The sequence below is a fragment of the Protofrankia sp. Cas3 genome, assembly GCF_963555955.1.
In the GTDB taxonomy this organism is placed as follows: domain Bacteria; phylum Actinomycetota; class Actinomycetes; order Frankiales; family Frankiaceae; genus Protofrankia.
The window spans coordinates 32,391-56,907 of record NZ_CAUVXP010000003.1; the positions used below are offsets into that span (position 1 = coordinate 32,391).

Annotated in this window: 18 protein-coding genes; 11 read left to right on the forward strand and 7 right to left on the reverse strand. The window is 68.9% G+C overall.

All coding sequences use genetic code 11. The features are described 5' to 3' along the window. Window positions 1-854: SAM-dependent chlorinase/fluorinase (locus tag U9983_RS01200; RefSeq protein ID WP_322752245.1), on the forward strand; the 854-nt coding region annotated here is incomplete at its 5' end. Window positions 855-920: 66 nt separating this feature from the next. Here U9983_RS01200 and pucL read toward each other — a convergent pair. Continuing rightward, window positions 921-1,814, reverse strand: a complete 894-nt coding sequence (gene pucL / locus U9983_RS01205) for a factor-independent urate hydroxylase (RefSeq protein ID WP_322748659.1) — start codon at window positions 1,812-1,814, stop codon at window positions 921-923. 501 nt (window positions 1,815-2,315) lie between these two features. On the opposite strand from pucL, the gene U9983_RS01210 reads away from it, so the two are divergent. Together U9983_RS01210 and U9983_RS01215 are read left to right on the forward strand one after the other, a co-directional pair. Next, entirely contained in the window at window positions 2,316-3,638 is a 1,323-nt protein-coding gene (locus U9983_RS01210; protein ID WP_322752246.1) for a L,D-transpeptidase, read from the forward strand. Between the two features lie 190 nt (window positions 3,639-3,828). Continuing rightward, complete coding sequence (locus tag U9983_RS01215) at window positions 3,829-7,602, forward strand: ABC transporter ATP-binding protein (RefSeq protein ID WP_416211242.1); 3,774 nt, start codon at window positions 3,829-3,831, stop codon at window positions 7,600-7,602. A gap of 21 nt (window positions 7,603-7,623) precedes the next feature. Here U9983_RS01215 and U9983_RS01220 read toward each other — a convergent pair whose 3' ends face one another. Further along, entirely contained in the window at window positions 7,624-8,466 is an 843-nt protein-coding gene (locus tag U9983_RS01220) for a TetR/AcrR family transcriptional regulator (RefSeq protein WP_322752248.1), read from the reverse strand. A gap of 193 nt (window positions 8,467-8,659) precedes the next feature. Here U9983_RS01220 and U9983_RS01225 point away from each other — a divergent pair, with 193 nt between their 5' ends. The 6 genes from U9983_RS01225 (at window position 8,660) to bfr (ending at window position 13,029) form a co-directional block, all read left to right on the forward strand. Beyond that, complete coding sequence (locus U9983_RS01225) at window positions 8,660-9,556, forward strand: phosphatase PAP2 family protein (protein WP_322752249.1); 897 nt, start codon at window positions 8,660-8,662, stop codon at window positions 9,554-9,556. 136 nt (window positions 9,557-9,692) lie between these two features. Beyond that, complete coding sequence (locus tag U9983_RS01230; protein ID WP_322752250.1) at window positions 9,693-10,859, forward strand: OmpA family protein; 1,167 nt, start codon at window positions 9,693-9,695, stop codon at window positions 10,857-10,859. 71 nt (window positions 10,860-10,930) lie between these two features. Continuing rightward, complete coding sequence (locus U9983_RS01235) at window positions 10,931-11,362, forward strand: ferritin-like domain-containing protein (RefSeq protein WP_322752251.1); 432 nt, start codon at window positions 10,931-10,933, stop codon at window positions 11,360-11,362. After that, complete coding sequence (locus U9983_RS01240; protein WP_322752252.1) at window positions 11,359-12,165, forward strand: family 1 encapsulin nanocompartment shell protein; 807 nt, start codon at window positions 11,359-11,361, stop codon at window positions 12,163-12,165. Before U9983_RS01235 ends, U9983_RS01240 begins: the two co-directional genes overlap by 4 nt. Before the next feature lie 187 nt (window positions 12,166-12,352). Next, complete coding sequence (locus U9983_RS01245) at window positions 12,353-12,541, forward strand: (2Fe-2S)-binding protein (protein WP_322752253.1); 189 nt, start codon at window positions 12,353-12,355, stop codon at window positions 12,539-12,541. A gap of 17 nt (window positions 12,542-12,558) precedes the next feature. Beyond that, window positions 12,559-13,029, forward strand: a complete 471-nt coding sequence (gene bfr, locus U9983_RS01250) for a bacterioferritin (RefSeq protein WP_322752254.1) — start codon at window positions 12,559-12,561, stop codon at window positions 13,027-13,029. A 23-nt stretch (window positions 13,030-13,052) separates the two neighbouring features. Here bfr and U9983_RS01255 read toward each other — a convergent pair whose 3' ends face one another. Next, the gene (locus tag U9983_RS01255; protein ID WP_322752255.1) at window positions 13,053-14,270 is read right to left on the reverse strand and encodes a glycerate kinase; all 1,218 of its coding nucleotides are present in this window, start codon (window positions 14,268-14,270) and stop codon (window positions 13,053-13,055) included. Window positions 14,271-14,442: 172 nt separating this feature from the next. Here U9983_RS01255 and U9983_RS01260 point away from each other — a divergent pair, with 172 nt between their 5' ends. After that, on the forward strand, window positions 14,443-16,692 hold the full coding sequence (locus U9983_RS01260) for a putative bifunctional diguanylate cyclase/phosphodiesterase (RefSeq protein WP_322752256.1): 2,250 nt from the start codon (window positions 14,443-14,445) through the stop codon (window positions 16,690-16,692). A gap of 46 nt (window positions 16,693-16,738) precedes the next feature. Here the strand turns inward: U9983_RS01260 and U9983_RS01265 are convergent, their stop codons facing one another. Both U9983_RS01265 and U9983_RS01270 read right to left on the reverse strand, forming a co-directional pair. Further along, window positions 16,739-20,038: a DUF2232 domain-containing protein gene (locus U9983_RS01265; RefSeq protein WP_322752257.1), complete on the reverse strand. Its 3,300-nt coding sequence runs from the start codon at window positions 20,036-20,038 to the stop codon at window positions 16,739-16,741. Between the two features lie 142 nt (window positions 20,039-20,180). Then, window positions 20,181-20,819 carry a hypothetical protein gene (locus U9983_RS01270; protein ID WP_322752258.1) on the reverse strand — a complete coding sequence of 213 codons (639 nt, stop codon included), beginning with the start codon at window positions 20,817-20,819 and terminating at the stop codon, window positions 20,181-20,183. A gap of 230 nt (window positions 20,820-21,049) precedes the next feature. Here U9983_RS01270 and U9983_RS01275 point away from each other — a divergent pair, with 230 nt between their 5' ends. Continuing rightward, the gene (locus tag U9983_RS01275) at window positions 21,050-23,626 is read left to right on the forward strand and encodes a sensor histidine kinase KdpD (protein ID WP_322752259.1); all 2,577 of its coding nucleotides are present in this window, start codon (window positions 21,050-21,052) and stop codon (window positions 23,624-23,626) included. 164 nt (window positions 23,627-23,790) lie between these two features. Here U9983_RS01275 and U9983_RS01280 read toward each other — a convergent pair whose 3' ends face one another. Together U9983_RS01280 and U9983_RS01285 are read right to left on the reverse strand one after the other, a co-directional pair. Then, entirely contained in the window at window positions 23,791-24,195 is a 405-nt protein-coding gene (locus U9983_RS01280; protein ID WP_322752260.1) for a type II toxin-antitoxin system VapC family toxin, read from the reverse strand. Beyond that, window positions 24,192-24,473 (reverse strand): type II toxin-antitoxin system Phd/YefM family antitoxin, encoded by a 282-nt coding sequence (locus tag U9983_RS01285; protein ID WP_322751780.1) that lies wholly within the window; start codon window positions 24,471-24,473, stop codon window positions 24,192-24,194. The genes U9983_RS01280 and U9983_RS01285 overlap by 4 nt, the downstream gene beginning before the upstream one ends. Window positions 24,474-24,517: the final 44 nt, after the last annotated feature.

Below are 24,517 nucleotides of genomic sequence, written 5' to 3' on the forward strand. Positions count from 1 at the left end.
TATCGTGTGTGAGTTTTCTGTCCGACTACGGACTTGTCGACGGGTTCGTAGCGTCCTGCCATGGGATGTTGCTGTGTCGGACGCCCGGCGTTCACATCATCGACATCACTCATTTGATACCAGCAGGTGACGTGCGGCGGGGATCGGTCGTACTCGCCCAGACGGTCGGGCATCTGCCACCCGCGGTGCACCTTGCGGTTGTCGACCCGGGGGTGGGCACCTCGCGGCGTGCGCTCGCGGTGGCCACCCCACGGGGATTTCTCGTCGGCCCCGACAACGGCCTGCTGCCGCCCGCGGCCGACGCGCTCGGGGGCGTGCGGTCCGCGGTGGCGTTGGCGGTACCCGCCGAGGTGTCGGCGACGTTCCACGGGCGTGATGTGTTCGCGCCCGCAGCCGCCGCACTCGTGGCCGGCCAGGACTTGGCCGGCCTCGGCATACCGGTGGACCCAGCTGGGCTCGCTCGGCTCCCACCGCCGGTCGTGCGGCCCGCCCGGCCGGCCACCGCCGGTGCGGCGTCTCCCACCGCAGTCGAGATCGAAGTCCTCACGGTCGACACCTTCGGCAACGTCCAACTGGCCGGCGCCGCGGACGTGCTCCCCTCGGCCTGGGTTGCCCCCGGCCGTACCATCGAGATCACTGCGGACCGGTCGGTGGCCATCGGCCTGTTCGGGCTCACCTTTGCCTCGGTGGATCCGGGCGAGATCGTCGTCTACGTTGACTCCGCCGGCCTCGTGGCGCTCGCGGTGAACAGGGGGAGCGCGGCGCGGCGCCTGGCGGTCACCGCCGGGGACGTCGTCCGATTGGCCGCCGGCGGCGCGCCGGGATCGATGATCGCGCCGCCTTCGACCAGCTGATCAGCAGAAACCCGGGGCCGCCGGCGGCGCGGAACGACAATGATCGCGCCGCCTTCGGCCGACCGATCAGCAGAAGCCCGGGACCGCCAGCCAGGCCGGCCCGGGTGCGGGTGCGTCGTCGCGCTGCACGCTCCCCTCGATCTTTCCATACGGCCGGTCGGCCGGCTGGTAAACGATGTCGGGGTTGTCCAGCCCGAAGGGCGTGAGATCAACCAGGAAGTGGTGCCTGTTCGGCATCGACATGCGGATCTCGGCAACCTCCGGATGAGCGGCGAGCACCTCCCGACCCATGGCGTACAGGGTTTGTTGCAGCGCGAGACTGTGCACCTTTGCAAACGTCTGCAGGAGTACCGCCCGGATGCCCGTGAACAGCCGCCCGTACTCGACGTCGGCGCTGGTGTACCGCCATCGGGCGGTGACCTCGGTGGCGAGGACCCGGTCGTCCGCTTCGGGCAGCGTCGTGTACGTGTCCCGAGGGAATCCGCGAAATTCCGATCCGGTTGACTTGAGCAGGATCAGGCCGCCGATTCCGGCTATGACATAGGCCATGTCGTGGTCGACGGTGACCACTGTCGACCGGTATTCACCACCGGCTCGCAAGAAAGCGTGATCATCTGGATGGCCGGCAACGTCGATCCGCTGCCAGCCATATTCAACGATTTCCATCCGGGCGCCCGTGGTCCATTCACTGGATCCGACGAAATGCCGGGCGAGCCGCAGGCCGAATTCCTCGATCTCGCCGACACCACCGTCGCGCGCGAAGGCATAGACGGTGTTCTTCTGCGTGTCGGTGGGCAGCACGTGGCTGTTGTCCCCGTCGAGGTACGCGCCGGCGAAGTCGCCCCGTAGCACCGATGAGACGTCGATGTCCCTGATCCGGTGGGCCCGGGTCGAACGGTCGATATGGACGAGTCTGACTTCGGCCTTTCCATACTGGTTGTCGCCGAGAATGATTGCCATCGCACCTCCAGGTCGGGCCAACAGACCGCGCCGTCGGTGCCCGGGGCGGCTGGGGACGTCGGAAAGTGAACCGGAAGATTGCCGGGTGGTCTGCGCCCGCGGCTTCCTGCCGCGCGTCTGGTACCGGGCGGCGGTACCGGTAGTACCGGTAGTACCGGGCGTCCGTGGTGGAACGGGCGCGCCCGGACTTTGGGTGATGCCACCGCTACTCCGATCCGGGTGACCGGTCCGTGTCGTTGATTCGGGGAACCCCGCGGCGGGCAGGCCTTTGGAGGCCGGCCGGACGCAACTTTTGGGAGTCCTCACGCGTCGGACGGGACGACAGGGGAGGGGCCATGGATCACAGCCACATAAGACTACTCTCTGTATTCAAGTGTTCGACGATTGGTTGTGGTCGTCCGATTGACACCGGCCATTTTAATGATCGACAGGTCGTTTGTCGGTATGGCTGGGTACGGTCCGGCTGTGAATGAGGGGACGTCACTCAAGAGGTGCCGGTCGATGATGTGGCCGCACTCGGTATCGCGCGTATTCGGACCACGCGGACCGCTGCTGTCGACCGTCATCGCGACGGTATTCGTCGGGACCGCCGTCCTGTCGTGTACTCCTCGGGCTGTCGACAAGCCGGCGACCGGCGGGCCGGCACCGGCGGTGCCGACCGCGCAGGCACCGCGGGTCACCATTACTCCCGTCGACGGCGCCGGGGGCGTGCCGGTCACCAGCACCGTCGTTGTACACAGCAATGCTCCACTACAGTCAGTGACCGCGATCCGGGCCGCCAGCAAGTCCCAGGACACCGCCGCGGGAGTTCTGCGGGGGCAGCTGTCCGCGGACGCCATGACCTGGACGTCCACTGACGGGCTGTTCGCCGACACCCGGTACCAGGTGACCGTGCAGACCTCCGCCGCCCCGGGTATATCGGGCACAACGGCCGCCGGCGCGATTTTCACCACGGTGAATCCGGCGAATTCCCTCAAGGTCTCCTGGGGGCCGGCTGACGGTCAGACCGTCGGGATAGGTATGCCGATCACACTGACGTTCAGCGCGCCGGTCGCAGACCGTGCCGCCGTGCAGCGGCGTCTCATGGTCACGGCGAATCCACCGGTCAACGGTGCCTGGAACTGGGCGTCGAACACGGTAGTGCGCTGGCGTCCGCAGCAGTACTGGAAGGCGGGCACCCGCGTTCACGTCGAGGCGAACCTCGCCGGCTTCGATGCCGGTGGCAACCGTTTCGGAGTGAAGGACCGGGCCATGGATTTCATCATCGGGCCGGCTCAGGTCAGCTATGTCGACGCGGCGACCCACACCATGAAGGTGTACCGGGACGGCGTCCTGCAACGGAGTCTTCCGGTGAGTCTCGGCCGGCCGACGCTGCCGACCATGAACGGTCCACACAATGTCATCGGCACTGCGGCGACGGTGATTATGGATTCCGCGACCGTCGGAATTCCCAAGGGGAATCCGGACTACTACTACGAGACCGTGCAGTGGAACGTGCAGTTCACCAGTGGTGGCGAGTATGTGCACTCGGCGCCGTGGTCGGTGGCGTCCCAGGGGGAGGACAACGTCTCGCACGGCTGCATCAACGCCTCCCCGGCGGACGCCGAGTGGTTCTATCGATTCAGCCGGTTGGGTGACATCGTCGACGTGCGGAACTCCGGTCGCCCACCGGACACGTCGCAGTTGGGCAATGAGTGGTCGATCTCCTGGGAGCGGTGGAGCGCGGGCAGCGCCCTGCCACTGGCCAACACCGCGAGTGTCGGGCCGGCGCAGGCAGATCATGCCGTCGGCGTAGGGACAAGCCCGGCGACGGCCCGCTCCTGACGCCCGTCGATGTCACCGGTGGTGGCACCCCGCCGATGATGCATCGGTGACACCGCGGGTAACCGGGACGCGATGATCTCCTGGGGTGGTTGAGGACGGTTGTCCAGACCGCTCATCCCGGGAGGTCCGCGCGAACAGCAACCGCTCCGATCCCGGCGGCACGCCACCGTCGGGGTCACCCGGCGCGCCGGTGTCCCGCCAAGGCTGGCTGCGCCGGTTGACCGGGCACGTCCTGCGGTACCGGCGCAACGTCGTCCTGGCGTTCGGCGCTGCCGTGTTCGGTACCGCCATCGCCGCGGTCACGCCGTTGATCGAACGCGCGGTGATCGACAATGTGGTGGTGGCGCGCCGGCAACCGCTCGCGCCCTACGTGCTCGCACTGGTCGCAGCCGGGGTGCTGCGGTTTGCCGCCGGGTTCGTCCGTCGCTATGTCGGCGGACGCCTGGCCCTCGACGTTCAGTACGACCTGCGGGATGCGGTATTCGCCGCGCTCGCGCGCCTGGACGGCGTCCGCCAGGACGGGCTGCGGACCGGCCAGATCGTCAGCCGGTCCAGCTCGGATGTCACGGTCGTCCAGGGCCTGCTGGCCTTCCTGCCGCTGATGAGCGGGAATCTCCTTCTTTTCGTGCTCGCCATTATGATCATGTTGACGCTCTCCCCGCTGCTGACACTGCTCGCGCTCGCCATCGGCCCGCTGGTTACGATCATCGGGCTGCGGGCCAGGAGGACCGTCTTTCCGGCGACCTGGGTGGCCCAGCAGCAGGCCGGCGAGGTCGCCGCAGTGGTGGAGGAGAACACCGCGGGTGTGCGGGTGGTCAAGGGTTTCGGGCAGGAGGATCGGGAGCTGGCCAGGCTGGCCGCGGCCGCCCGCACCCTGTTCTCGCTGCGGATGCGCGCGGTCCGCTTCACCAGCCGGTACACCAGCGCGCTGGCGGCGATGCCGGCCCTCGGGCAGGTCGGAGTGCTGGCGCTGGGCGGCTGGCTGGCATTGCGGGGCAGTATCAGCCTCGGTACCTTCCTGGCGTTCAGCACCTATCTCGGCGAGCTGGTCGCACCGACCCGGATGCTGGCCGGCCTGCTGACCGTCGGCCAGCAGGCCCGAGCCAGTGCGATCCGTGTTTTCGAGGTCATCGACACCCACCCCGTCATCACCGAACGGCCTGACGCCCACCGGCTCGCTCGGGCCCGGGGAAGCATCGAGTTCGACAATGTCACCTTCGGCTACCGCCAGAATGTCACCTTCGGCTACCGCCAGGATGTCACATTCGGCTACCGCCGGGACCGCCCGGTGCTCGACGGGGTGAGCCTGCGGGTCGAACCGGGTGAGACCCTCGCGCTGGTCGGCGCGTCCGGGTCGGGCAAGTCGACGGTGGCAGCGTTGCTGTCCCGTAGCTACGACCCGGACACCGGCACGGTGCGCCTGGACGGCCACGACGTCCGGGCGCTGACCCTGTCATCGTTGCGGGCGCAGCTCGCGATGGTGCTCGAGGACAGTTTTCTGTTCTCCGACTCGGTTCGTGCCAACATCAGCTACGGACGTCCGGACGCGACTGACGCCTCGGTTGTGGCCGCGGCCCGGGCAGCCCGGGCGGACGGCTTCATCCGCGATCTCCCGGACGGCTACGACACGGTCGTCGGTGAGCAGGGGCTCACCCTCTCCGGCGGGCAGCGTCAGCGGATCGCGCTGGCTCGCGCCCTGCTGACCGACGCGCCCATCCTGGTCCTGGACGACGCGACGTCCGCGGTTGACGTCCGGGTCGAGGCCGAGATCCATGCCGCGTTGCGAGAGATCATGGGTGGCAGGACGACGCTGCTGATCGCCCACCGTCGATCCACTCTGCAGTTGGCTGATCGCATCGCGGTGCTCGACGCCGGGCGCCTGGTCGACGTCGGCACCGACGAGGAACTGTCCGCTCGTTGCGCGCTCTACCCGGTGCTGGTGGACGGCCAGGTTCGCGGGCCGACGGTGACCGCACCCGCGCCCCGGCAGGCACCCCCCGCCATGTCCCTCTCGGCCCCGGTGCCGGGGCGAGGTGGTGGCATGCGGCCCGCTGCGCCCGGTCCGTGGTCGTCGGCCCGGTCCGCCGACGGCCGGGGACGCGGTGTTGGGGGCGCGGCCGGGGACCTTCCCGCGACCCCTGAGCTGCTTGCGCGCGTCGCGGCGCTGCCACCGGCCACCGAGGCGGTCGGGGTGCGCACGGCGGACGCCGCCGTCGGTGATCCGGCGTTCTCGTTGCGTCATCTGCTGGGCGGAGTGCACGCGCTGCTCGCGCTGGGTCTACTGCTCGTGGTGGTGGACGCGGGGGCGGGTCTCGCCCTGCCGGCCCTGGTGCGCCACGGGGTGGACGCGGGCGTATCGCGGACCGCGGGAGCAGTACTGATCCTTACGTCCACGGTGGCGCTCGCCGTGGTGCTCACGGCCTGGCTCGCGCAGGTCTTCCAGACCCAGGTGACCGGACGGTTGGGTGAGCGTCTGCTGTTTACCCTGCGGGTGAAGACATTCGCCCAGCTGCAACGGCTCGGCCTGGACTACTACGAGCGCGAGCTCTCAGGTCGGATCATGACCCGGATGACCACGGACGTCGACGCGCTGTCGACGTTTCTACAGACCGGGCTGACGACCGCCGTGGTCAGCATGCTGTCGTTCGTCGGTGTCGGGTTGGCGCTGGTGGTCCTCAACGCCCGGCTGGCCCTGGTCGTGCTGCCGATGGTGCCGGTCGGCGTCGTCATCACGATGCTCTTCCGGACACGTGCGTCGGCGTCCTACGTCGAGTCACGAGAGCGGGTCAGTGCGGTCAACGCCGCGTTGCAGGAGAACCTCGCCGGCATCCGGGTCGTGCAGGCCTTCCGCCGCGAGGAGCGCAACCTGGCTGACTTCCGTGGTCTGGCACAGCGCTACCGGCAGTCACGGCTTCGGGCGCAGCGCCTCATCGCGATGTATTTCCCGTTCATGGAGTTCTGCTCGGAGCTGGCGGCCGCGCTCGTTCTCGGCGCCGGCGCCGGGCTGGTCGCGTCCGGATCGCTGACCACCGGCGGGCTCATCGCCTACCTGCTCTACATCGACCTGTTCTTCTCCCCGATCCAGCAGCTGTCGCAGGTGTTCGACGGTTACCAGCAGGCCAAGGTGGGTCTGCGCCGGCTGTCGGACCTGCTGCGCACACCCACATCCACCCCGGCCTGGCCCGATCCGGTTCCGGTCGGTCGGTTTGCCGGCGAGATCGAGTTGGACGGTGTGCGGTTCCAGTACACCGGCGCCGAGCGTCCCGCGCTGGACGGGGTGAACCTTCGGGTGGCCGCCGGGGAGACCGTCGCGCTGGTGGGCGAGACCGGAGCCGGCAAATCGACGGTCGTCAAGCTGGTCGCGCGTTTCTACGACGCCACCGGGGGTGTGGTCCGCATCGACGGTACCGACGTGACGCGGCTCGACCTGGTCGGCTATCGCCGTCGGCTGGGAGTCGTTCCGCAGGAGCCGTTCCTGTTCGCCGGGACGGTCCGCGACACGATCGCCTATGCCCGACCGGACGCCACCGACGCCGAGGTGGAGGCTGCGGCGCGTGCGGTCGGTGCGCATGCGATGATCGCGTCCTTGCCCGGCGGCTATGTGCACCCGGTCGGCGAGCGCGGCCGGGGCCTGTCCGCCGGGCAGCGCCAGCTGCTCGCGCTCGCCCGGGCCGAGTTCGCCGACCCTGACATTCTGCTTCTCGACGAGGCGACCGCCTCGCTGGACCTGGCCAGCGAGGCGGCGGTCACCGAGGCGACCGACCGGGTCGCGCGGCGGCGGACCACCCTCGTGGTGGCCCATCGGCTGACGACCGCTGCCCGCGCGGACCGGGTGGTGGTGATGGACGCCGGCCGGATCGTCGAGCAGGGTCCGCATGCCCAGTTGATCCGCGCCGACGGTAGGTACGCGCGGATGTGGGCGCAGTTCAGCGGCGAGGGTGCACCGGCAGGCCATCTGCTATGATTCGAACGTAAGTTCGATATGTTATCGAGATTTCTCAATGAGAGGTTTCTCAATGAGAGGTTTCTCAATGAGAGGTTTCTCAATGAGAGGTGTCTCAATGATTGGCCTGACAACAGTGGGCCTGACCGCCGCGGGCACGGCAGTGGTGGGCATGACGACGAGGGGCATGACTATGCCGTCCACAACGTCGGCTATGTACCTGTGGTCCAAGGGTTCACCCGAGATGAGGTGGCGGCCGAACAGCAGGGATGGTCCTATTTCGTTGACCAGCGGCCACGGAGCGTCATAGCGGACGTCGCCGCGCTTGATGGCTCGTTCGGCGATCGCCATCTGGACTGCCCGGCGCTGGTGAAGGAGGACTGTCCGCAGGGCCACGGCGAGATCGGCATGTCGGGTGAGCTCGCCGACAAGGGTCGCGGTCACCGCACCCTGGCGTCCGCGAAGTACGTTGGCGAATTCATGCAGCAGCAGAAGCTGGTCCTCGCGAAAACTTCCGGTGTCCGGGTCGGTGGCGCAGCTGTTGTCGAGGCGCCACACTGTGTCGATCACCAGGTCGAGCTTGCAGGACCACCTGCGGTAGAGCGTGGCCTTGCCCGCCCGGGCCCTTGCAGCCACAAGATCCATTGTTACGGTGCCGTAGCCGTGTTCGGCGAGCAGTTCGACCACCGCGGTGTGGATCGCGTCCTCCAGGACCTCGCCGCGTCGCCTCGGGATGGCCGGTGCGTGCGGCGACCGGCGGCGGCCACCGGCCGCAGGGGTGAAACCCGTCGCAGGAAGGGGGAGGGGTGCCGATGTCGCCGGCGTTCCGCCGGCAGGTATGGGACGTGCCGCATCAGGCGGTACGTCGACTGTCGGGTGCGTCATCGCTACCCCCGGGAACGATCCGTTGTCGGTAGTGCAGCTGGTGACGCAAAGGTACTCGACTGAATACGTTGAGCGAAAGATGGGGTGTCTGGGTAGGCAGGAGAAGGTCGAAAACGGGCCCACCGGGGGGCTCAGGTCGAAGCCGGGGAGGTCGTGGGTGATCTGCTTGCGTCGCAGGTCGGACGGACTGCCGGTGGTGTGGGTAGAAGCCGCTATGATCATTGGTTTCTACTACACCTACACGGCTACTCGCGCGGTGGCGGACGGATCCGTGCCGGATGCACTCGCCGTCGGGTGGGATCTCGTGCGCATCCAGGCGGACCTCCATCTCAACGCCGAGCGTGGGCTGAACCACTGGCTCCAGGGCATCCCCGTGCTGGCTGTGGCGAGCTGCTACTACTACGCGACCCTCCACTTCATCGTGACGCCCGCCGTCCTCGTGTGGCTCTACCGCAAACGTCCCGGCCACTACCTGCGGGCTCGCTGGACGATCATGTGCGCGACCGTGATCAGCCTTGTCGGGTTCATCCTCCTGCCGACGGCCCCCCCGCGGCTGCTGCCCGGTGCCGGGTTCGTCGACACCATGGCGTCGTTCCACGACTGGGGTTGGTGGGGTGGCGGCTCCAGCGCGGCGCCCCGGAGGCTGGCAGGTCTGGCCAACCAGTTCGCGGCCATGCCATCCCTGCACTGCGCGTGGGCTCTGTGGTGCGGCTGGTGTGTCGCCAGGTTCGCCCGCCACCGTTGGGTCAGGACGCTCGCCGTCATCTACCCGGGCACAACGGCGTTCGTGGTGATGGCCACCGCCAACCACTACGTGCTCGATGTCGTCGCCGGGTGGGTGGTGCTCGGGCTCGGAGCCCTGTTGACAGCGGCCGTGACACGCGTGGCGCACCGGCGCGGGCGTCGCGACGGCCGCGCAGACCCGGTCGACCAGCGTGCCGGGCCCCAGCGTGCCGGGCCCCAGCGTGCCGGGCCCCAGCGTGCCGGGCAGCAGGCCCAGCCGGCCGCGATCGTCGGTACGGCCGCGGCGCACCCGCCCGCATCGACCAACATCCACCGGACCCGGCCTGGACCCACCCGGTGTATGTGACGGGCGTCCCGATGTGCGACAGTTGACCCGCGGCGGGGTTGTTCGTCGTACTTTTCTGGTCCGTTGGGCCGCCCGAAGGCATCGTGGCGGCGCGTCCTGACGGCGTCCCAGCAGATTCCGCGCGGAGACCACTTCGATGTCCTTGGCCCAGCTGGCCGCGGTGCGGCGACCTCGTCCCGTCGTGTTCGCGGTGTCCCTTGTCGTCGCCTGGCTGCTGCTCGCACTGCTTGCGTTCGGCCTGCGGCGTGGGCCGATCGAAGACGAGCTGTCCAGGCGGGCGGCCTCGGCGGTCCGCTCCAGTGGCCGGACCGGAGCGGAGGTGACCTTCGACGGCCGGGATGCGACCGTGCACGGGACGTTCCCCAGCCTTGCGGCCGCCGAATCGGCCCGCCAGGCCGTCGCGCACATGTCCGGCGCGCGGTCAGCCACGCTGGCTCCTGATGTTCGGATCGTGCCAGGGCCAGGGCCAGGGCCAGGGCCAGGGCCAGGGCCGGGGCCGGGCGCCACCGCGAAACCGTTGGTGATCTCTGTCAACGGCGGATCGCTCACCGTCACCGCGACGGTGCCTGACCGTGATGCTCGGGAGCGGCTTCTCGGCGCGGCAGCTGCGGCGAGTTCCGGCACGTTGACCGGGCAGGTCGCGGTTGATCCCACGGTGGCCGCGCCGCCGGTGACGACCCTGGGGGACCTGACCCGTTCGCTGACTGCAGTGGCGGGCACACATCAGGTAACGATTATCGGTTCCACGGTGGTTGTCGAGGGAACCGTGGTCGATGCCGACGAGCGTGCGCGGCTGGGGTCCGCTGTGCTCGCCGCGGCGCGCACAGCGGAACCTGCGATCTCCCTCGACAACCGCCTGACGGTACGATCGGTGACTCCTGAGCCCGCCCCGGCAGTCGCCCCGGCAGTGGACGCGGCGGGCGACGCCGCGGTCGATCGCACCGCCCCGGCCGATCCTCTTGCCGGTGCGCTGGCCTCGGGTCGGGTCGCCTTCGCGACCGACAGCTCGGAGCTCACCGACCTCGATCGTGCCCATCTCGACCAGATCGCGGCGGTGCTGCGCGGCGGTACCCAGAAGGTTCTGGTGGCTGGTCACACCGATGCCCAGGGTTTCCTGCCGGTCAACGAGGCCTTGTCGCTGGCACGGGCACACTCCGCGGTCTCCTATCTGTCGAGTCACGGAGTACCGCAGGGGCAGCTGCGGGCTGCCGGGTTCGCCGCCGACTATCCGGTGGCGACCAATGACACCGAAGCCGGCCGCGCCGCCAACCGCAGGGTGGAGATCTCCCCTCTCATGCCGTAGTGGCCGGCGGACTCGCTGCGTGCACGCGTTTCCTGACGCGTGGTGCTCCACCTGCGTGGTACCTACAGCGGGTGGCTGACACGAGCATGGGGCTGCACGAGCAGCCCGGGACGCTGCATCCGGCAACGATCGACCGACACCGGGCGATCGTCTCGCTGATGGAGGAACTCGAAGCGGTCGACTGGTACGACCAGCGGGTGGATGCGGCGGGGGATCCAAGCCTGGCCGGCATCCTCGCTCACAATCGGGATGAGGAGAAGGAACACGCCGCAATGACCCTGGAATGGCTGCGGCGTCACGATCCGGCCCTCGACGCCCAGCTCCGGACCTACCTGTTCACCTCCGGCCCGATTCTCTCGGTGGAGGCCGAGGCGACGGGAGGCAACGGCGGCAGTGCGCCGACGCAGGACCGGCGGCTCCCCGTCGAGGGTCCGATGCCGGCCGCCCCCGGGCGCGGTGACGGGTCGTTGGGCATTGGCGGTCTGCGGAGCGTGACCGGGTGAATCATCTGCTGCGCGACCACGCTCCGCTCACCGAGGCTTCCTGGTCGATGATCGACCGGGAAGCGCGGGCGCGGCTCACCACGAACCTCGCCGCCCGCAAGCTGGTCGATTTCTCCGGCCCGCACGGCTGGGGCCGGTCGGCGACCACGCTGGGGCGGGTCACGACCCTTGCCACGGCGCCGGTAGACGGCGTGGTTGCCCAGCTACGGCAGGTCCTGCCCCTGGTTGAGCTGCGGACATCCTTCACGCTGGCATGCCGGGAGTTGGCTGACGTCGACCGGGGCGCCGACGATGTGGATCTCGGTGCGCTCGACGAAGCCGTGCGCACCATCGCGATCAGCGAGAACGCGATCGTCTTCCACGGGTTTCCCGATGCCGGGATGGTCGGGATCATGGAGGCGTCGGCGCATCCCGCCGTCTCGCTCGGAGCTGACACCGACACCTACCCCCGCGCCGTCGCCAAGGCCGTCGCCCTGTTGGCGCAGGCCGGCATCGGTGGACCCTACGGTCTGGCCATCGAGCCGGACGGGTACACAGCGATCATCGAGACGGTCGAGAAGGGCGGCTATCTGCTGCTCGGCCATCTCCGCCAGATTCTGGACGGGCCGGTGGTACGCGCTCCCGGAATCCGCGGAGCGGTCGTGCTGAGTCTGCGCGGGGGGGATTTCATCCTCGAGTCCGGTCAGGACCTGTCGGTCGGTTATGCCGGCCGCACGATGGACACGGTCCACCTCTATGTCGAGGAGAGCCTCAGCTTCCGCGTGACCGAGCCGGATGCGGCCGTGGTGTTGCGGGCACTGTGATCTGGGTGGCGGCGAGGCGGTACGGCGACCTGCTTGTTTTTGATCTTTCTGTGTGAGACTCTCCTGTCTGGGCACTATTAGGGAAGCTTTAGCTAAGTAGCGAGCGTTCGTTTTCGTCATCCCAGCTGTGCGCAACCTCCGCTGGGTGACGCGGTGAACAGCTCCTGAATGGGCGTGGTGAGGTGCGGTGCTGGTCTGTTCATGTTTTGCTGTAAACGATCGGACGTTGCGCGGCGTGATCGAGTCGGGCGCGCGCGACACGGGTGATGTGGGTGACGTCTGCGCCGCAGGTACCGGCTGCGGCGGCTGCCTCGACGAGATCGAGGAGTTGCTGACCGATCATCTCCGTGTCCGTCCGGTCGTCCCGTCGGTCTGACGCAGCGGAGGTTCCATGTGAGGGGCGACCCGGAAATCGTCGAACTGCTCAATCGCGTCCTCACCAATGAGTTGACAGCCGTCAATCAGTACTTCCTGCACTCGCGGATGCAGCTCAACTGGGGCTACGACCGGCTGGGCAGGCACACCTACGACGAGTCGATCGATGAGATGCGCCACGCTGACTCGCTGGTGCACCGGGTGCTCTACCTCGGTGGGCTCCCGAATCTCCAGCGGCTGAACACGTTGCGCGTCGGTGAGACCGTCGTCGAGCAACTGAACTCCGACCGGACCCACGAGATCGAGGCATGCGGCCTCCTGCGCGAAGGGATTGTCCTGACCCGATCCCGTGACGATGTCGGCTCGGCCGTCCTCCTGGAGAGGATCCTCGTCTCAGAGGAGGAGCACATCGACTGGCTGGACGCCCAGATCGAGCTGCTCGCCCAGGTCGGGGAAGCGCACTACCTCTCGCAGCAGATCCACGACTGACCGGTAGCGGGCGACTGACCGTTTCAGGACAGCATGCTGCGGAGGGCTTCGGCGGTCGCACGTCGCAGCCTGCGGGCAGCCTCGGCCCGGCCGGCGAACGCCGGCACCCCCACCGTCGTGGGGGCGCCGGCGCCGGGGGCCACCGGGTGGACTGGGGTCACCGGGTGGACTGGGGTCACCGGGTGGACGGTGAAGACGGCGGTGAAGCCGGCATCCTGCCAGCGACCCGGGTCGAGGTCCACCCGTCCGCAGACCGCGATGACCGGCACACCGGCCGTCCGGGCCCGGCTCGCGACGACCGCCGGAGCCTTGCCCCGCAGGGTCGTCGCGTCCAGTGCGCCCTCGCCGGTGATCACAAGGTGGGCGCCGTCCAGGGCCGCGTCGAAGTCGACGAGATCGAGGAGCAGCTCGGCGCCCGCCCGTATCTGTGCACCGAGAAAGACCATCGCGCCAAAGCCGAGACCGCCGGCCGCGCCTGCGCCCGCGGTGACCCTCGCCTCCCTCGCCGGGAGGCCCGCGACATCCCACGGCAGCGCGTCGAGCCGGTTGGCGAGCGTGCGCAGCCCCTCTTCGAGGACTGCGACCTCGGCTGGTCCTGCGCCCTTCTGCGGTCCGAAGACCGCTGCCGCACCGTGCGGCCCGAGCAGCGGGCTGTCAACGTCTGCCGCGACGGTGATCTCAGCATGGGCGAGTCGCCGATCCCGACCGCTGACATCGACTGTGTGAAGATCACGTAGGGCGGCGCCACCCGGCGGCAGGGGCCGGCCGGTCCGGTCCAGAAATCTGACACCCAGTGCGGAGGCCATCCCGACGCCCCCGTCGGTCGTCGCGCTCCCGCCCGCTCCGAGCAGCAGCCGTCGGGCTCCGGCGTCCAGGGCGGCACGCACCAGCTCACCGGTACCGGCAGTGGACGCTGCCAGCGGCGCGAGCCGTCCAGGTGGCACGAGGCGCAGACCGGACGCCGCAGCCGTCTCCAGCACCGCGGCGTCGGCTCGAACGGCGAACGCAGCGCGCACCGCGGTTCCCAGCGGCCCGGCCACGGTGGCCTCATGACGGGTGAAGCCTGCGGCAAGAGCCGCGGCCACGGTTCCGTCGCCGCCGTCGGCCACCGGCCGCATGACGATGTCCGCGTGCCGGTAGGTGTCAACGACCCCGTCAGCCATGGCGTGTGCCGCCTCGTTCGCGGTCAGCGTGCCTTTGAAGGCGTTGGGTGCCACAACGATTCGAACGGACGTGGGCATGCCCGCATAATCCCGTTGCGACGTGCGGTCGGTGCATCCGGCACATGTGAATATCCACCGGACACGCCCTAACGTTCTGTGCTCACCCGACTGCCGCTACACTCAGTCTTCGATCGGGAAGTAGCGTGATGAGCCGGGATGTGCACGGGGCTGACATCCGCGAGGAGGTGCGTTGGTCGCGAGCGTGGTCGGCTTGGTGCCTGACGTGGTGTCCGCCGGGCTACTGGTGGTGACATCCGACAGCCGTGTGGTTTGGGCTAACCGGGCCCTGTTCGCCCTTGTGACGGGCGGTGCGATGGTGCATGAGCAGAGTGCGACACCGGATCCGACGGGCCTTGGCGTACTCGTGCGGGCCACCGCCGGTTTCGACGACATGGTTGCCGCCCGACTGGCCGTCGCCGAGGCCGGACTGCCGTTGGCGGGCGTGATCCCGGACGGGGAACCGTGCGAGGCCAGGTGGCAGGCGCCCGACGGCACCACCCGGTGGCTGGAGATCCGTTGCCGTGCGCTGGCTGCCGGTGACACGGACCGGGACCGGACGGTCGGTACCGGGGGCTATGTTCTTTATGAGATTGTCGACAATACCGCTCGTCACAATGAAGAGGATGTCGCGCAGCTGCGCCAACGGTGGCTCCGTCATGTGGAGACGATCGCCCGGACGGGCATCTGGGAGTGGGACCTGGTCACCAACGAGGTGGAGTGGTCCGACGAGCTTCTTGCGATGTTCGGCTACCCCACGGACACCTATCTCGATTACGACACCTACCGGTCGCTGATGCACCCCGACGACGTCCCGAGGATCGAAGGCGTTCTGGAGCGGGCGATCGCCGAGGTCAGCCCGTTTGAATTCACCCACCGCATGTACCTGGCCGACCGGGTTACCGAGTGTGTGCTCGAATGCCACGGCGATGTCCTCATCGACCATGCGGGTACGCCGATTCGGATCATGGGTACGGCTCATGACGTCACCGAGCTGATCCGGGTCCGCCGCGAGCTCGCCCACCTCACGACGCACGATCCGCTCACCGGACTGCGCAACCGCCAGGCGATGACGGCGCTTCTGTCCGAACGCATCGCAGGCATCGCAGGCATCGAACCCGTCGAGCACATGACGGGCGTCGCCATCGCGTCGAACGGGATGGCGCCGAACGGGATGGCGCCGAAGGCGCCGAACGGGATGGCGTCGAAGGCGCCGGCGCAGGCCGGGACCCTGCTGCTCGTCGACGTGGACAATTTCAAGGACGTCAACGACATGCGCGGCCATGCCGTCGGCGACGCGGTGATGGGGGCTCTCGCCCAGCTGCTGGCCAAGACCCTGCCCGGCGCGGTTCTCGGGCGGCTCGGCGGCGACGAGTTCGCCGTGGTTCTGGAGTCCGACAACGGCCCGGACGGACTGGGCGTCGCGAACGCCCTGTGCGAGAAGGTTGCCCGGCACACGATCATCGTCGATGGCGTGACGATCCGTATCACCGTCAGTGTCGGCGTTGTGTCGCTGTCATCTGCGACCGACAGCGACATGGCACTGGCTCGTGCCCACCTTGCGTTGTACGAAGCCAAGGATGCCGGACGCGGCTGTGCGCGACTGTTCACCCCGGAGCGCTATGAGCACGTTGCCCGGCGGATCTCGATGGTGCAGCGGGTACGCGACGCCCTTGACGGGGGTCTGATGGCGTTGGACGCGCAGCCCGTCGTGGACCTGTCATCCCGCCAGGTGCAGGGATACGAGCTTCTGTTGCGTCTTCGTGACGGTCGGCAACCGGATCTGGCGCCGGCCGAATTCATGGGCGCACTCGCCGACAGCGATCTCATGCTGAGCCTGGACCGCTGGGTGCTGGGGCAGGCGGTGGCCGCACTCGCCTCCGCCACCGCTCGCCGGGAGCGGCTCCGCCTGCACATGAACATCTCCGGCCAGTCCGTCGCGGATCCCGAATTCGGTCAGTTCGTCCTGTCGGCGCTGCGTGCGGCCCGGGTCGATCCATCTCAACTCGGTCTGGAGATCCCCGAGAGCGTCGCGGTGACCAGCCTGGACGCGGCGCGGCATCTTGCCGAGACCCTCACCGACGCGGGATGCCGGTTCACCTTGGATGACTTCGGCGCGAGCGTGGGTTCGTTCGTCTACCTGCGCAACCTTCCATTCACCAATGTGAAGATCGACGGTGATTTCCTGCGGCATGTGGACACGTCGCCGGCCGACACCGTCCTGGTGGACGCCGTGGTACGGGTCGCGCGCTGCCTCGGTATGTACACCATTGCCGAGAAGGTCGATCGTGAACCGCTGGCGCTGGCACTGCGTGATCTTGGAGTGGACTATGCGCAGGGGTTCCTCACCGGCCGCCCCCGTCCATTGACCGATCTGCTCGCCGAAGGGCCGGACGTGGATCCCGAGACGCGTGAAGTCAGTCTCAACGGTTTTCTCGGTTAGCGCGCCCGGCAGTGGTCAGCTGGAGCCGGTTTCAGATCAACCGGTTTCAGATCAGTAGGGCGGCTGTGAACAGTCCCACCATGGTCGCGAGCGCGGCGGCGTCTGCGCGTCGGGGCCGGGCAGGCTGGTGTGACACCGCGCCGAAGCCGCCCCGCGCGGTGATCGCGTCGGTCATCTCCGCGGCCCGTCGTAGGCACGTGACTATCGCGGTGCACAGCAGCTCGGTCGCGCATCGCGCGTGGCGCGCCAACGCCGCCGGCCGGCGCGGCTGGGCCGGCCCCGCGGCCGCGCGTAGCCGGCGGACCGCGAGCAGTGTACGGATCTCGTCAACCAGCAGAGGCAGGCAGCGGATGGCCAGCGCCACCGTTGCCACCCACTCGTCGACCGGCAGCCGCAGCCGGCGCAGGGGCGCCATCAGCCGGTCCAGGGCGGGCGCGACGTCCGACAGCGGCGTTGTCCACCCGAGCAGCGCGGCAGTGGCGAACATGGTCATGGAGACCGACGTCAGCCGCAGCCATTCCAGGAGACCGCCGAGTGACAACCGCACTCCCGCGACCGCCATGAACGGTGCCTCGTGTGACTGCATGGTGAGCGCGGCGCCGATCAGGAGGCCGTACCAGAACCAACGGGGCAGCCTCGGTGCCGCGCCCGGCGGGATCCGGGCGATCACCATGCACACCCCGACGAATCCCGCGATCAGACCGATCACCGGCCACGACGGTCGTAGTGCGATGATCATCCCGAGCGCGGCCATCATGATCAATTTTGTCCCCGCCCAGAGCCGGTGTACCGGGCTGGTGCCGGGGATGTAGCGCAGGAGGTTGGGTTCGGTCCGGCGGGCACGCGCGGCCGAACGCCGCCGGGAGAACCGACCCGGCGCTCGGGACGTGGCGGGCACGGGGACGTCGGGTTGCGGGGGCGCCGGTTGCGGGGGCGCCGGGGATTGCGCTGGCGATGCGGCCACGGGGACCGGATCCCGATCCCGATCCCGATCCGGCAGCGGCAGCGGTGCGGCGTGGGGACCCGCGGTGCTGATGATCCCCGAACACTGCGCACGAGCGATGAGCGGCGCGTTGCGAGGCTGGGGGAGCATGCGGGAACCGATGCGGGCGGTGTCCGCAGAGTCGCTTGCTGGTACGTACCGTGGCCGGTCACCGTGGAACGGGCCGTCGTGGACCACCCGTCCGGCGTCCAGGACGAGCATCCGGTCTATCACCTCGGCCAGACCTTCGAAGTCGTGGGATACCACGACCAGCGTCAGCCCGGTGCGGATGCGAAGGTCCGCGAGCACCTTGACGAGGATGTGTCTCGACGGGGTGTCGAGTCCCGCCAGTGGTTCGTCGAGGATCATCAGGCGGGGTCGGCGGGCGATGAGTCCGGCGAGCGCGGCGCGGCGCATCTGCCCGCCGGAGAGGTTCTCCACCCGCCGGTCCCGAAACAGCACGGGGTCCAGGCCGACCGCGGCCAGCGCCTCGTCGGCGGCGGCGGCGCTCACCCCGGCCGCGGCGCGTACGTCAGCACCCACGGTGGGCGCCAGCAGCTGAAGGCGGGAGTGCTGCACGGCCAGTCCGATCTCGCCGGGGCAGGCGGTCAGCGGGCGACCGGCCATGCGGGCATCGCCTTCCGACGGACTGAGCAGACCGGCGAGGACGGCCGCCAGGGTCGACTTTCCCGATCCGTTACGACCACCGATAATGATCGATTCGCCGCTGTCGAGCTGGAAGGATACGTCGGTCAGCGCCCGGTGTGCCCATGGCGATCGGGATGAGTAAACCTGTCCGACACCGTCGAGACACACCAGCGGGGATGCCCCGGCGGTCACGATCGGACCCGGCGGGAACCGCGGTTGGCGCGGGTTGGGGCCCCGATCGACCGGTGCACAGCGCAGCGGGCCGGGTGGCGAGCTGTCCGCCGGTGTCATCCGACCGCTGTCGAGCATGATGCGGCGATGTGCCCGCATCGCTTCGGTACGGCGGTGGGTCACGTGCACGACCGCGACCCCCTCCTCGTCGGGAAGGCGTGCCAGCAGCTCGGTGAGCTGCTGGCGGCCGTCAGCGTCCACCATGGCGGTGGACTCGTCGGAGACGAGCAGGCTCGGTGCCCGCGCGAGTGCGGCGGCGACCGCCAGCCGTTGCAGCTGTCCGCCCGACAACGTCGCGGTTTCGTGGTCGGCGAGCTGGGCGAGCCCGACCTTCGCCAGCAGCGCCTCGACATCGACCGCCCGGCCACCGTCAGCCAGGCCCCACACGATGTCGTCGCGGACACGCACACCCAGCACCTGTGACTCCGGCCGCTGGAAGATCATGGATGTGCCGCCGGGTCGGCCCAGCGCACAGTCACCGGGCCGCAGTACCCGCCCGCTAGTAGGGCTCCAACCACCGATGATGCGGGCGAGGGTGGACTTCCCGGATCCGTTGGCACCCAGGATCGCCACGAACTCGGCCGGCCAGATGGTCAGTGACACGTCGTGGACGGCGTCCCGTGACGCGCCGGGATAACGGTAGGTCACCGATTCCAGCTGGAGGGGAAGGGGTCGGGTCTGCGGACAGGGCTGCGCATCGGCTTGTGTCCGCGGGTGTGCCTGCCAGTGTGCCTGCCAGCGGTCTGGCTGTTGCGGACGGGCGTGCGGATCCGGCTGCGCCGGCGCAGACCGCCGTCCGGCGGGGAGCCACGCCGGGGGGTTGGGATGGTCGGTCCGCGCCGATGGCGCGCCGGCGGCGAGGTGACGCAGTACCGGGCGGGTGACCAGCACGGTGGCGAGCACGTTGACCGCGGTGTTCGCCAGCAGCGCGGTCGGTAGGAGTGCCCACCAGTGCGTCGCGCCCCAGCGGACGACCGAGTCAGCGGCCGCCAGCCCGGGGTTGTCCGGCGCCATTCCGAGCCGTCCGATGCTGGTCCGGGCGCCGTCCCAGCTGTTGACGATCTCGGCGAGGACCAGTGTGCGCAGCTCGGTGAGAACGCCGAACACCGCGTCCATGACAAGGGCGACCGGCACCCACAGCACACCGACGGCCGCCGCCGCCGTGCGTAGGAGACCCCACCCCCGGCGGTGGGCGGTGCCCAGCAGCGTCCCGGTCATCATGCAGGAGGTGATGGTGATGGCGAACCCGGTGCCGCCGATGAGGACGGCTACGGCCATGGCGGCGAAGATCGCGGCGATCCCCGCCCGCAGTCGCCAGCGTGCAGCCAGTACCGCCGCCGGAACCGCCGCGGGGATCGTGAGCAACCAGCCGAGTGGAAGGAAACGCGCCACCAGGCAGATCGCGATCACCAGGTCGACGAGAACCGCCGCCTCGACGATCTCCAGTGCGCGCAGGCGACGCCCGGGTACAGACGTGACGGGCACCTCCGTCCGTATTCCCACGGTCACTCGCCACTCCCAGTCGCCGCCACACCGGACATCCAACTGTCCCATGGCGCCGGCACGGTGTCTGAGTCGCCCACGCCGATCACATCCCGGCGGCCGGGGGTCCTGTCTGTGGGCCGGGTCAGCTCAGCGGGCGGAAGGACGCCGGCTGGATGGCGGCCGGCTCGGTGGTGTACGCGGCGAGGGTGCGGGCCAGATCGGTCGGGTCGACACCGATGGCATGCATGTTGCGGGCGAGGTCGGCCATGACCGACAGTGCGTGGTACAGCAGCACTTCAGCGATTCCGGACGGCTGGCAGATCGCCAGCCGGAACGCGTTCGCGGCGTCGGAGTCCCCGGTCAGCGCGGCCAGCGCGCCGATGCGGACCCGTTGGCTGAGCGATTCCCAGACGCCCTCGCATTGAGGTGCCTCGGCGCTGCGCCAGACCCCGCGGTAGGTCAACGATCGGATGACCGCGTGTGGCTGTTCACCGGTTCGCAGATGCAGCGTCACCGCCCACATCGCGAGCAGCCAGCTCAGTGACCGCAGGAGCCTCGCGGGGTCGGCTGTGAGCCGTCCCGCCAGTGCCTCCTCGGCCTCTCCTCGTGTGGATGTCTCCGCCCAGGCCTGGACTAGGCGTTCGGCTTCCACGATGTCGGTGATGCCCAGCTCGGGCGTGCACGGTCGCGCGACGGCGGCGGCCCGGTGGGACGCGGTGTCGACCAGTGCGAGTGCGCCGGCATCGTGCAGTGTCTGCCAGGCAAGTCCTGCTTGCGGCATGCCCGCTACGGTAATGGCCTGTTCGTCGTTTGAGTTCCCCTATTGCGCAGATCACTGACCTTCTCCACCACATGGGCCCGTTCGCCGGTTGCGGCTCCGGAGGGTGTCTGCGGCGTGCGGACTGTGCGTCAGGCGTTGAGTTGTGATTCCAGTGTGAATTTATGTGCGGTTACCGCTACGCTGTGCACATGTCGGCCGTCCCTCGCGGCGTGCACGCCTGATGGCGCACGATGGGTGCCGTGACTCGGGGAACCTTGCGTGTCTACCTTGGTGCCGCGCCAGGCGTCGGTAAGACCTACGCGGCTCTGGACGAGGCGCACCGGCGCCGCGATCGGGGAACCGATGTGGTCGTCGGTTTTGTCGAGACCCACGGCCGGCCGAAGACGGCGGCGTTGCTGGAAGGGCTGGAGGTCGTCCCGCGAAAGGAGATCTCCTACCGGGACGCGGTGTTCACCGAGATGGATGTTGACGCTGTGCTGGCCCGCAGGCCCGCGGTCGCCCTCGTCGACGAGCTCGCGCACAGCAACGTCCCCGGCAGTCGCAACGCCAAGCGCTGGCAGGACGTCCACGAGCTCCTTGACGCTGGTATCGACGTCATCTCCAACGTGAACATCCAGCACATGGATTCACTCAACGATGTGGTTGAGACGATCACCGGGGTGGCCCAGCGGGAGACCGTGCCCGATGACGTCGTCCGGGATGCCGACCAGGTGGAGCTGGTCGACATGGCCCCGGAGGCGCTGCGCCGTCGGATGGCGCACGGCAACGTCTACGCTCCGGAGAAGATCGACGCCGCACTGTCGAACTACTTCCGGGTTGGCAATCTGACTGCTCTGCGCGAGATAGCACTACTGTGGGTAGCTGACAAGGTGGACGAGCAGCTCGACCGGTACCGCGCCGAACACGGCATAGCGGGGACCTGGGAAACCCGTGAACGCGTGGTCGTCGCTCTCACCGGTGGACCCGAGGGGGACACCCTGATCCGCCGGGCCGTCCGGATCGCGGACCGCAGCAAGGGCTCTGATCTGCTCGCCATCCACGTGGCCCGGTCGGACGGCCTGACCGGCGCGAACCCGCAGGCACTGGCCCGGCAGCGGGCGCTGGTGGAGAGCCTGGGAGGTACCTACCACCAGGTGATCGGCGAGGATGTCCCCACCGCGCTGCTCGACTTCGCCCGCGCGGAGAACGCGACCCAGCTGGTGCTCGGTGCCAGCCGGCGCGGCAGCCTCGCCCAGATGTTCAGCCCCGGTATCGGGGTCACCACGACCAAGCTGTCCGGGTCGATCGACGTCCACATGGTCACCCACGAGGAGGTCGGTAGTGGCTGGCGGCTGCCGCGGCTCACGCACGGCCTGACGCCGCGACGCCGCCTGATCGCGACTGCGCTGGCGGTCGGTCTTCTCCCGTTGCTCACCGTGGTCCTGGCGATCTCGCGTGAGTCGCTCAACCTCACAACCGACGCTCTTGCCTACCTGCTGGCGGTAGTGATCGTCGCGCTGGTCGGTGGATTCTGGCCCGCGCTGTTCGCCGCGGTCGCGAGTTCCCTGTTGCTGAACTACTACTTCACGGCTCCCGTGCACCGCTGGACGATCGCCGAACGTAACAATACCTTCGCGCTCGCCGCGTTCGTGCTCGTCGGGATCATGGTCAGCAGGGTTGTGGACCTCGCCGCACGCCGGTACGCCCTGGCGGCGCGGGCCTCCGCCGAGGCCGCGACCCTGTCCGTACTCGCCGGCAGCGTCCTGCGTGGCGAGGATGCGCTTCCGGCGCTGCTCGAACGGGTGCGGGAGACCTTCGGGATGACGGCCGCCACCCTCCTGGAACGCTCCGAGCAGCACTCCGGCGCCGGCCGCGACAGCGGTAGCGCCCGCGAGTGGCGGGTCGTTCACAGCATCGGGACTGATCCGTGCACCCGACCCGAAGCCGGTGACGTGGACGTCCCCGTCGGGGACAACCTCGCTCTTGTACTGCGCGGACGGCCACTGCCCGCCGCGGACCGTCGGATACTCGCCGCGTTCGCCGCGCAGGCCGCGCTCGCACTGGAACAGCGCCGCCTCACCGAAGCTGCCGCCGAGGCCGGCCCGCTGGCTGAGGCCGACCGGGTACGTACCGCTCTGCTCACCGCGGTCAGCCATGATCTGCGCACACCGCTCGCCTCGGCCAAGGCCGCCATTTCCGGGCTGCGCGGGCGGGACATCCGCTGGACCGAGGCCGAACAGGCGGAGCTGCTCGCGACTGCCGATGAGTCCATGGACAAGCTCACCCGCCTTGTCGACAACCTCCTCGACATGAGCCGGCTGCAGGCTGGCGCGCTCAGCGTCTTCCCCCGGCCGGTCGGCGTCGACGACGTCATCCCACATGCCCTCGACGAGCTCGGCCCGCCGGCTCGCAGCGTGGAGATCCAGGTGCCCGACGATCTGCCCGACATCCACGCAGACCCCGCGCTCCTCGAGCGGGTGCTGGTCAACCTCGTCTCCAACGCACAACGACACTCCCCCGAGGGGACCCATCCGGTCATCACCGCGAGCGCGCTCGCCGATCGGGTCGAAATTCGCGTCATCGACCGCGGGCCGGGCATCCCGGCGGAGAACCGGGACCGGGTCTTCCAACCCTTCCAGCGTCTCGGTGACCGGGACAACGCCACCGGCGTCGGCCTGGGCCTCGCGTTGTCCCGTGGCCTGACCGAGGCCATGGGTGGTTCGCTGACCACGGACGACACCCCCGGCGGCGGGCTCACGATGGTGTTGTCGCTGCCCGCCGCATGGTCGGTCCAGCAGCCGGTTCCCGCTACGGTCGCCGCGGGCTGACTCGCCGACCGGCTGGGCTCTGCGTCACGCGTGCGTGCGTCCCTGCGGAGGGGTCGGTGGAAAAAGTTGCTATAGCCGCCGTTTCTACCTACGCCCGGCCGTCGGCGACACGAGGCTTAGGTAGTTTTCGTCACCATAACGGCGCTTTCTACCGACGCTTCCGGTCAGGACGGTGCGCTCACCGGGAAGCCGAGATCAGTGGCGGCGGCGGCCAGCTCCCGGTCGTAGGTCACGAAGTCGGTCAGCTCGCCGCGGAACGGGTCCGCGCTGGCCAGGTGGATGGCGTCAAGCGAACCCAACCTCGCAACGCGGTAGGCAATGGCGCGGGCGAGCACGGTGCTGGTGACGTCCACGAGATACACGCCTCGCAGGGCCTGGCCCATGAAATAGGGCACCCGCTGGTGGTCGGCACCCGCGCGTAACAAGGTACGGGTGATCTCCAGCTGGGTCAGTCCGCTGGTGACCAGTTCGGTCCCTTCCGCAAGCAACCCACGCCAGGTCCGCAGCGCAGCGGTCTCCCTCTCCTGCTTGATGAACTTCAGCAGGGCGCAGGCGTCGAAATAGATCAACGACTGCGCTCCCGGTCCCGGTCCGCGACGAGGATCTCGGCCAGGCTCTCGACGGCTGGCACCAGATCGGGGATCACATCCGGCATGCCCCGCTCGGCGGGGGCGCTGGCGTCGCCGGTGGCGACCATCCGCTGGAGAGCGCCCGGCTGCTCGACCTCGGGCACCATACGTAGTACCGGCTTGCCGCGGTCCGTGACAACGATCGAGACTCCGGAGCGCACCAGGGCCACTGCCTTGGAAGGGTTCTGATTGAGTTCTCGTAGTCCGATGGTTTCCACGCGTCGAACGTACCTACATTATGTAGATACATCAAGGGTCGCGA

Excerpts from the sequence above, each read along its gene's own strand:
- U9983_RS01220 (WP_322752248.1), bottom strand. The coding sequence starts at position 8,466 with ATGACGCACCCGACAGTCGACGTACCGCCTGATGCGGCACGTCCCATA.
- U9983_RS01270 (WP_322752258.1), bottom strand. The coding sequence starts at position 20,819 with ATGCCGCAAGCAGGACTTGCCTGGCAGACACTGCACGATGCCGGCGCA.
- U9983_RS01255 (WP_322752255.1), bottom strand. The coding sequence starts at position 14,270 with ATGCCCACGTCCGTTCGAATCGTTGTGGCACCCAACGCCTTCAAAGGC.
- U9983_RS01230 (WP_322752250.1), top strand. The coding sequence starts at position 9,693 with ATGTCCTTGGCCCAGCTGGCCGCGGTGCGGCGACCTCGTCCCGTCGTG.
- U9983_RS01210 (WP_322752246.1), top strand. The coding sequence starts at position 2,316 with ATGATGTGGCCGCACTCGGTATCGCGCGTATTCGGACCACGCGGACCG.
- pucL (WP_322748659.1), bottom strand. The coding sequence starts at position 1,814 with ATGGCAATCATTCTCGGCGACAACCAGTATGGAAAGGCCGAAGTCAGA.
- U9983_RS01275 (WP_322752259.1), top strand. The coding sequence starts at position 21,050 with ATGGGTGCCGTGACTCGGGGAACCTTGCGTGTCTACCTTGGTGCCGCG.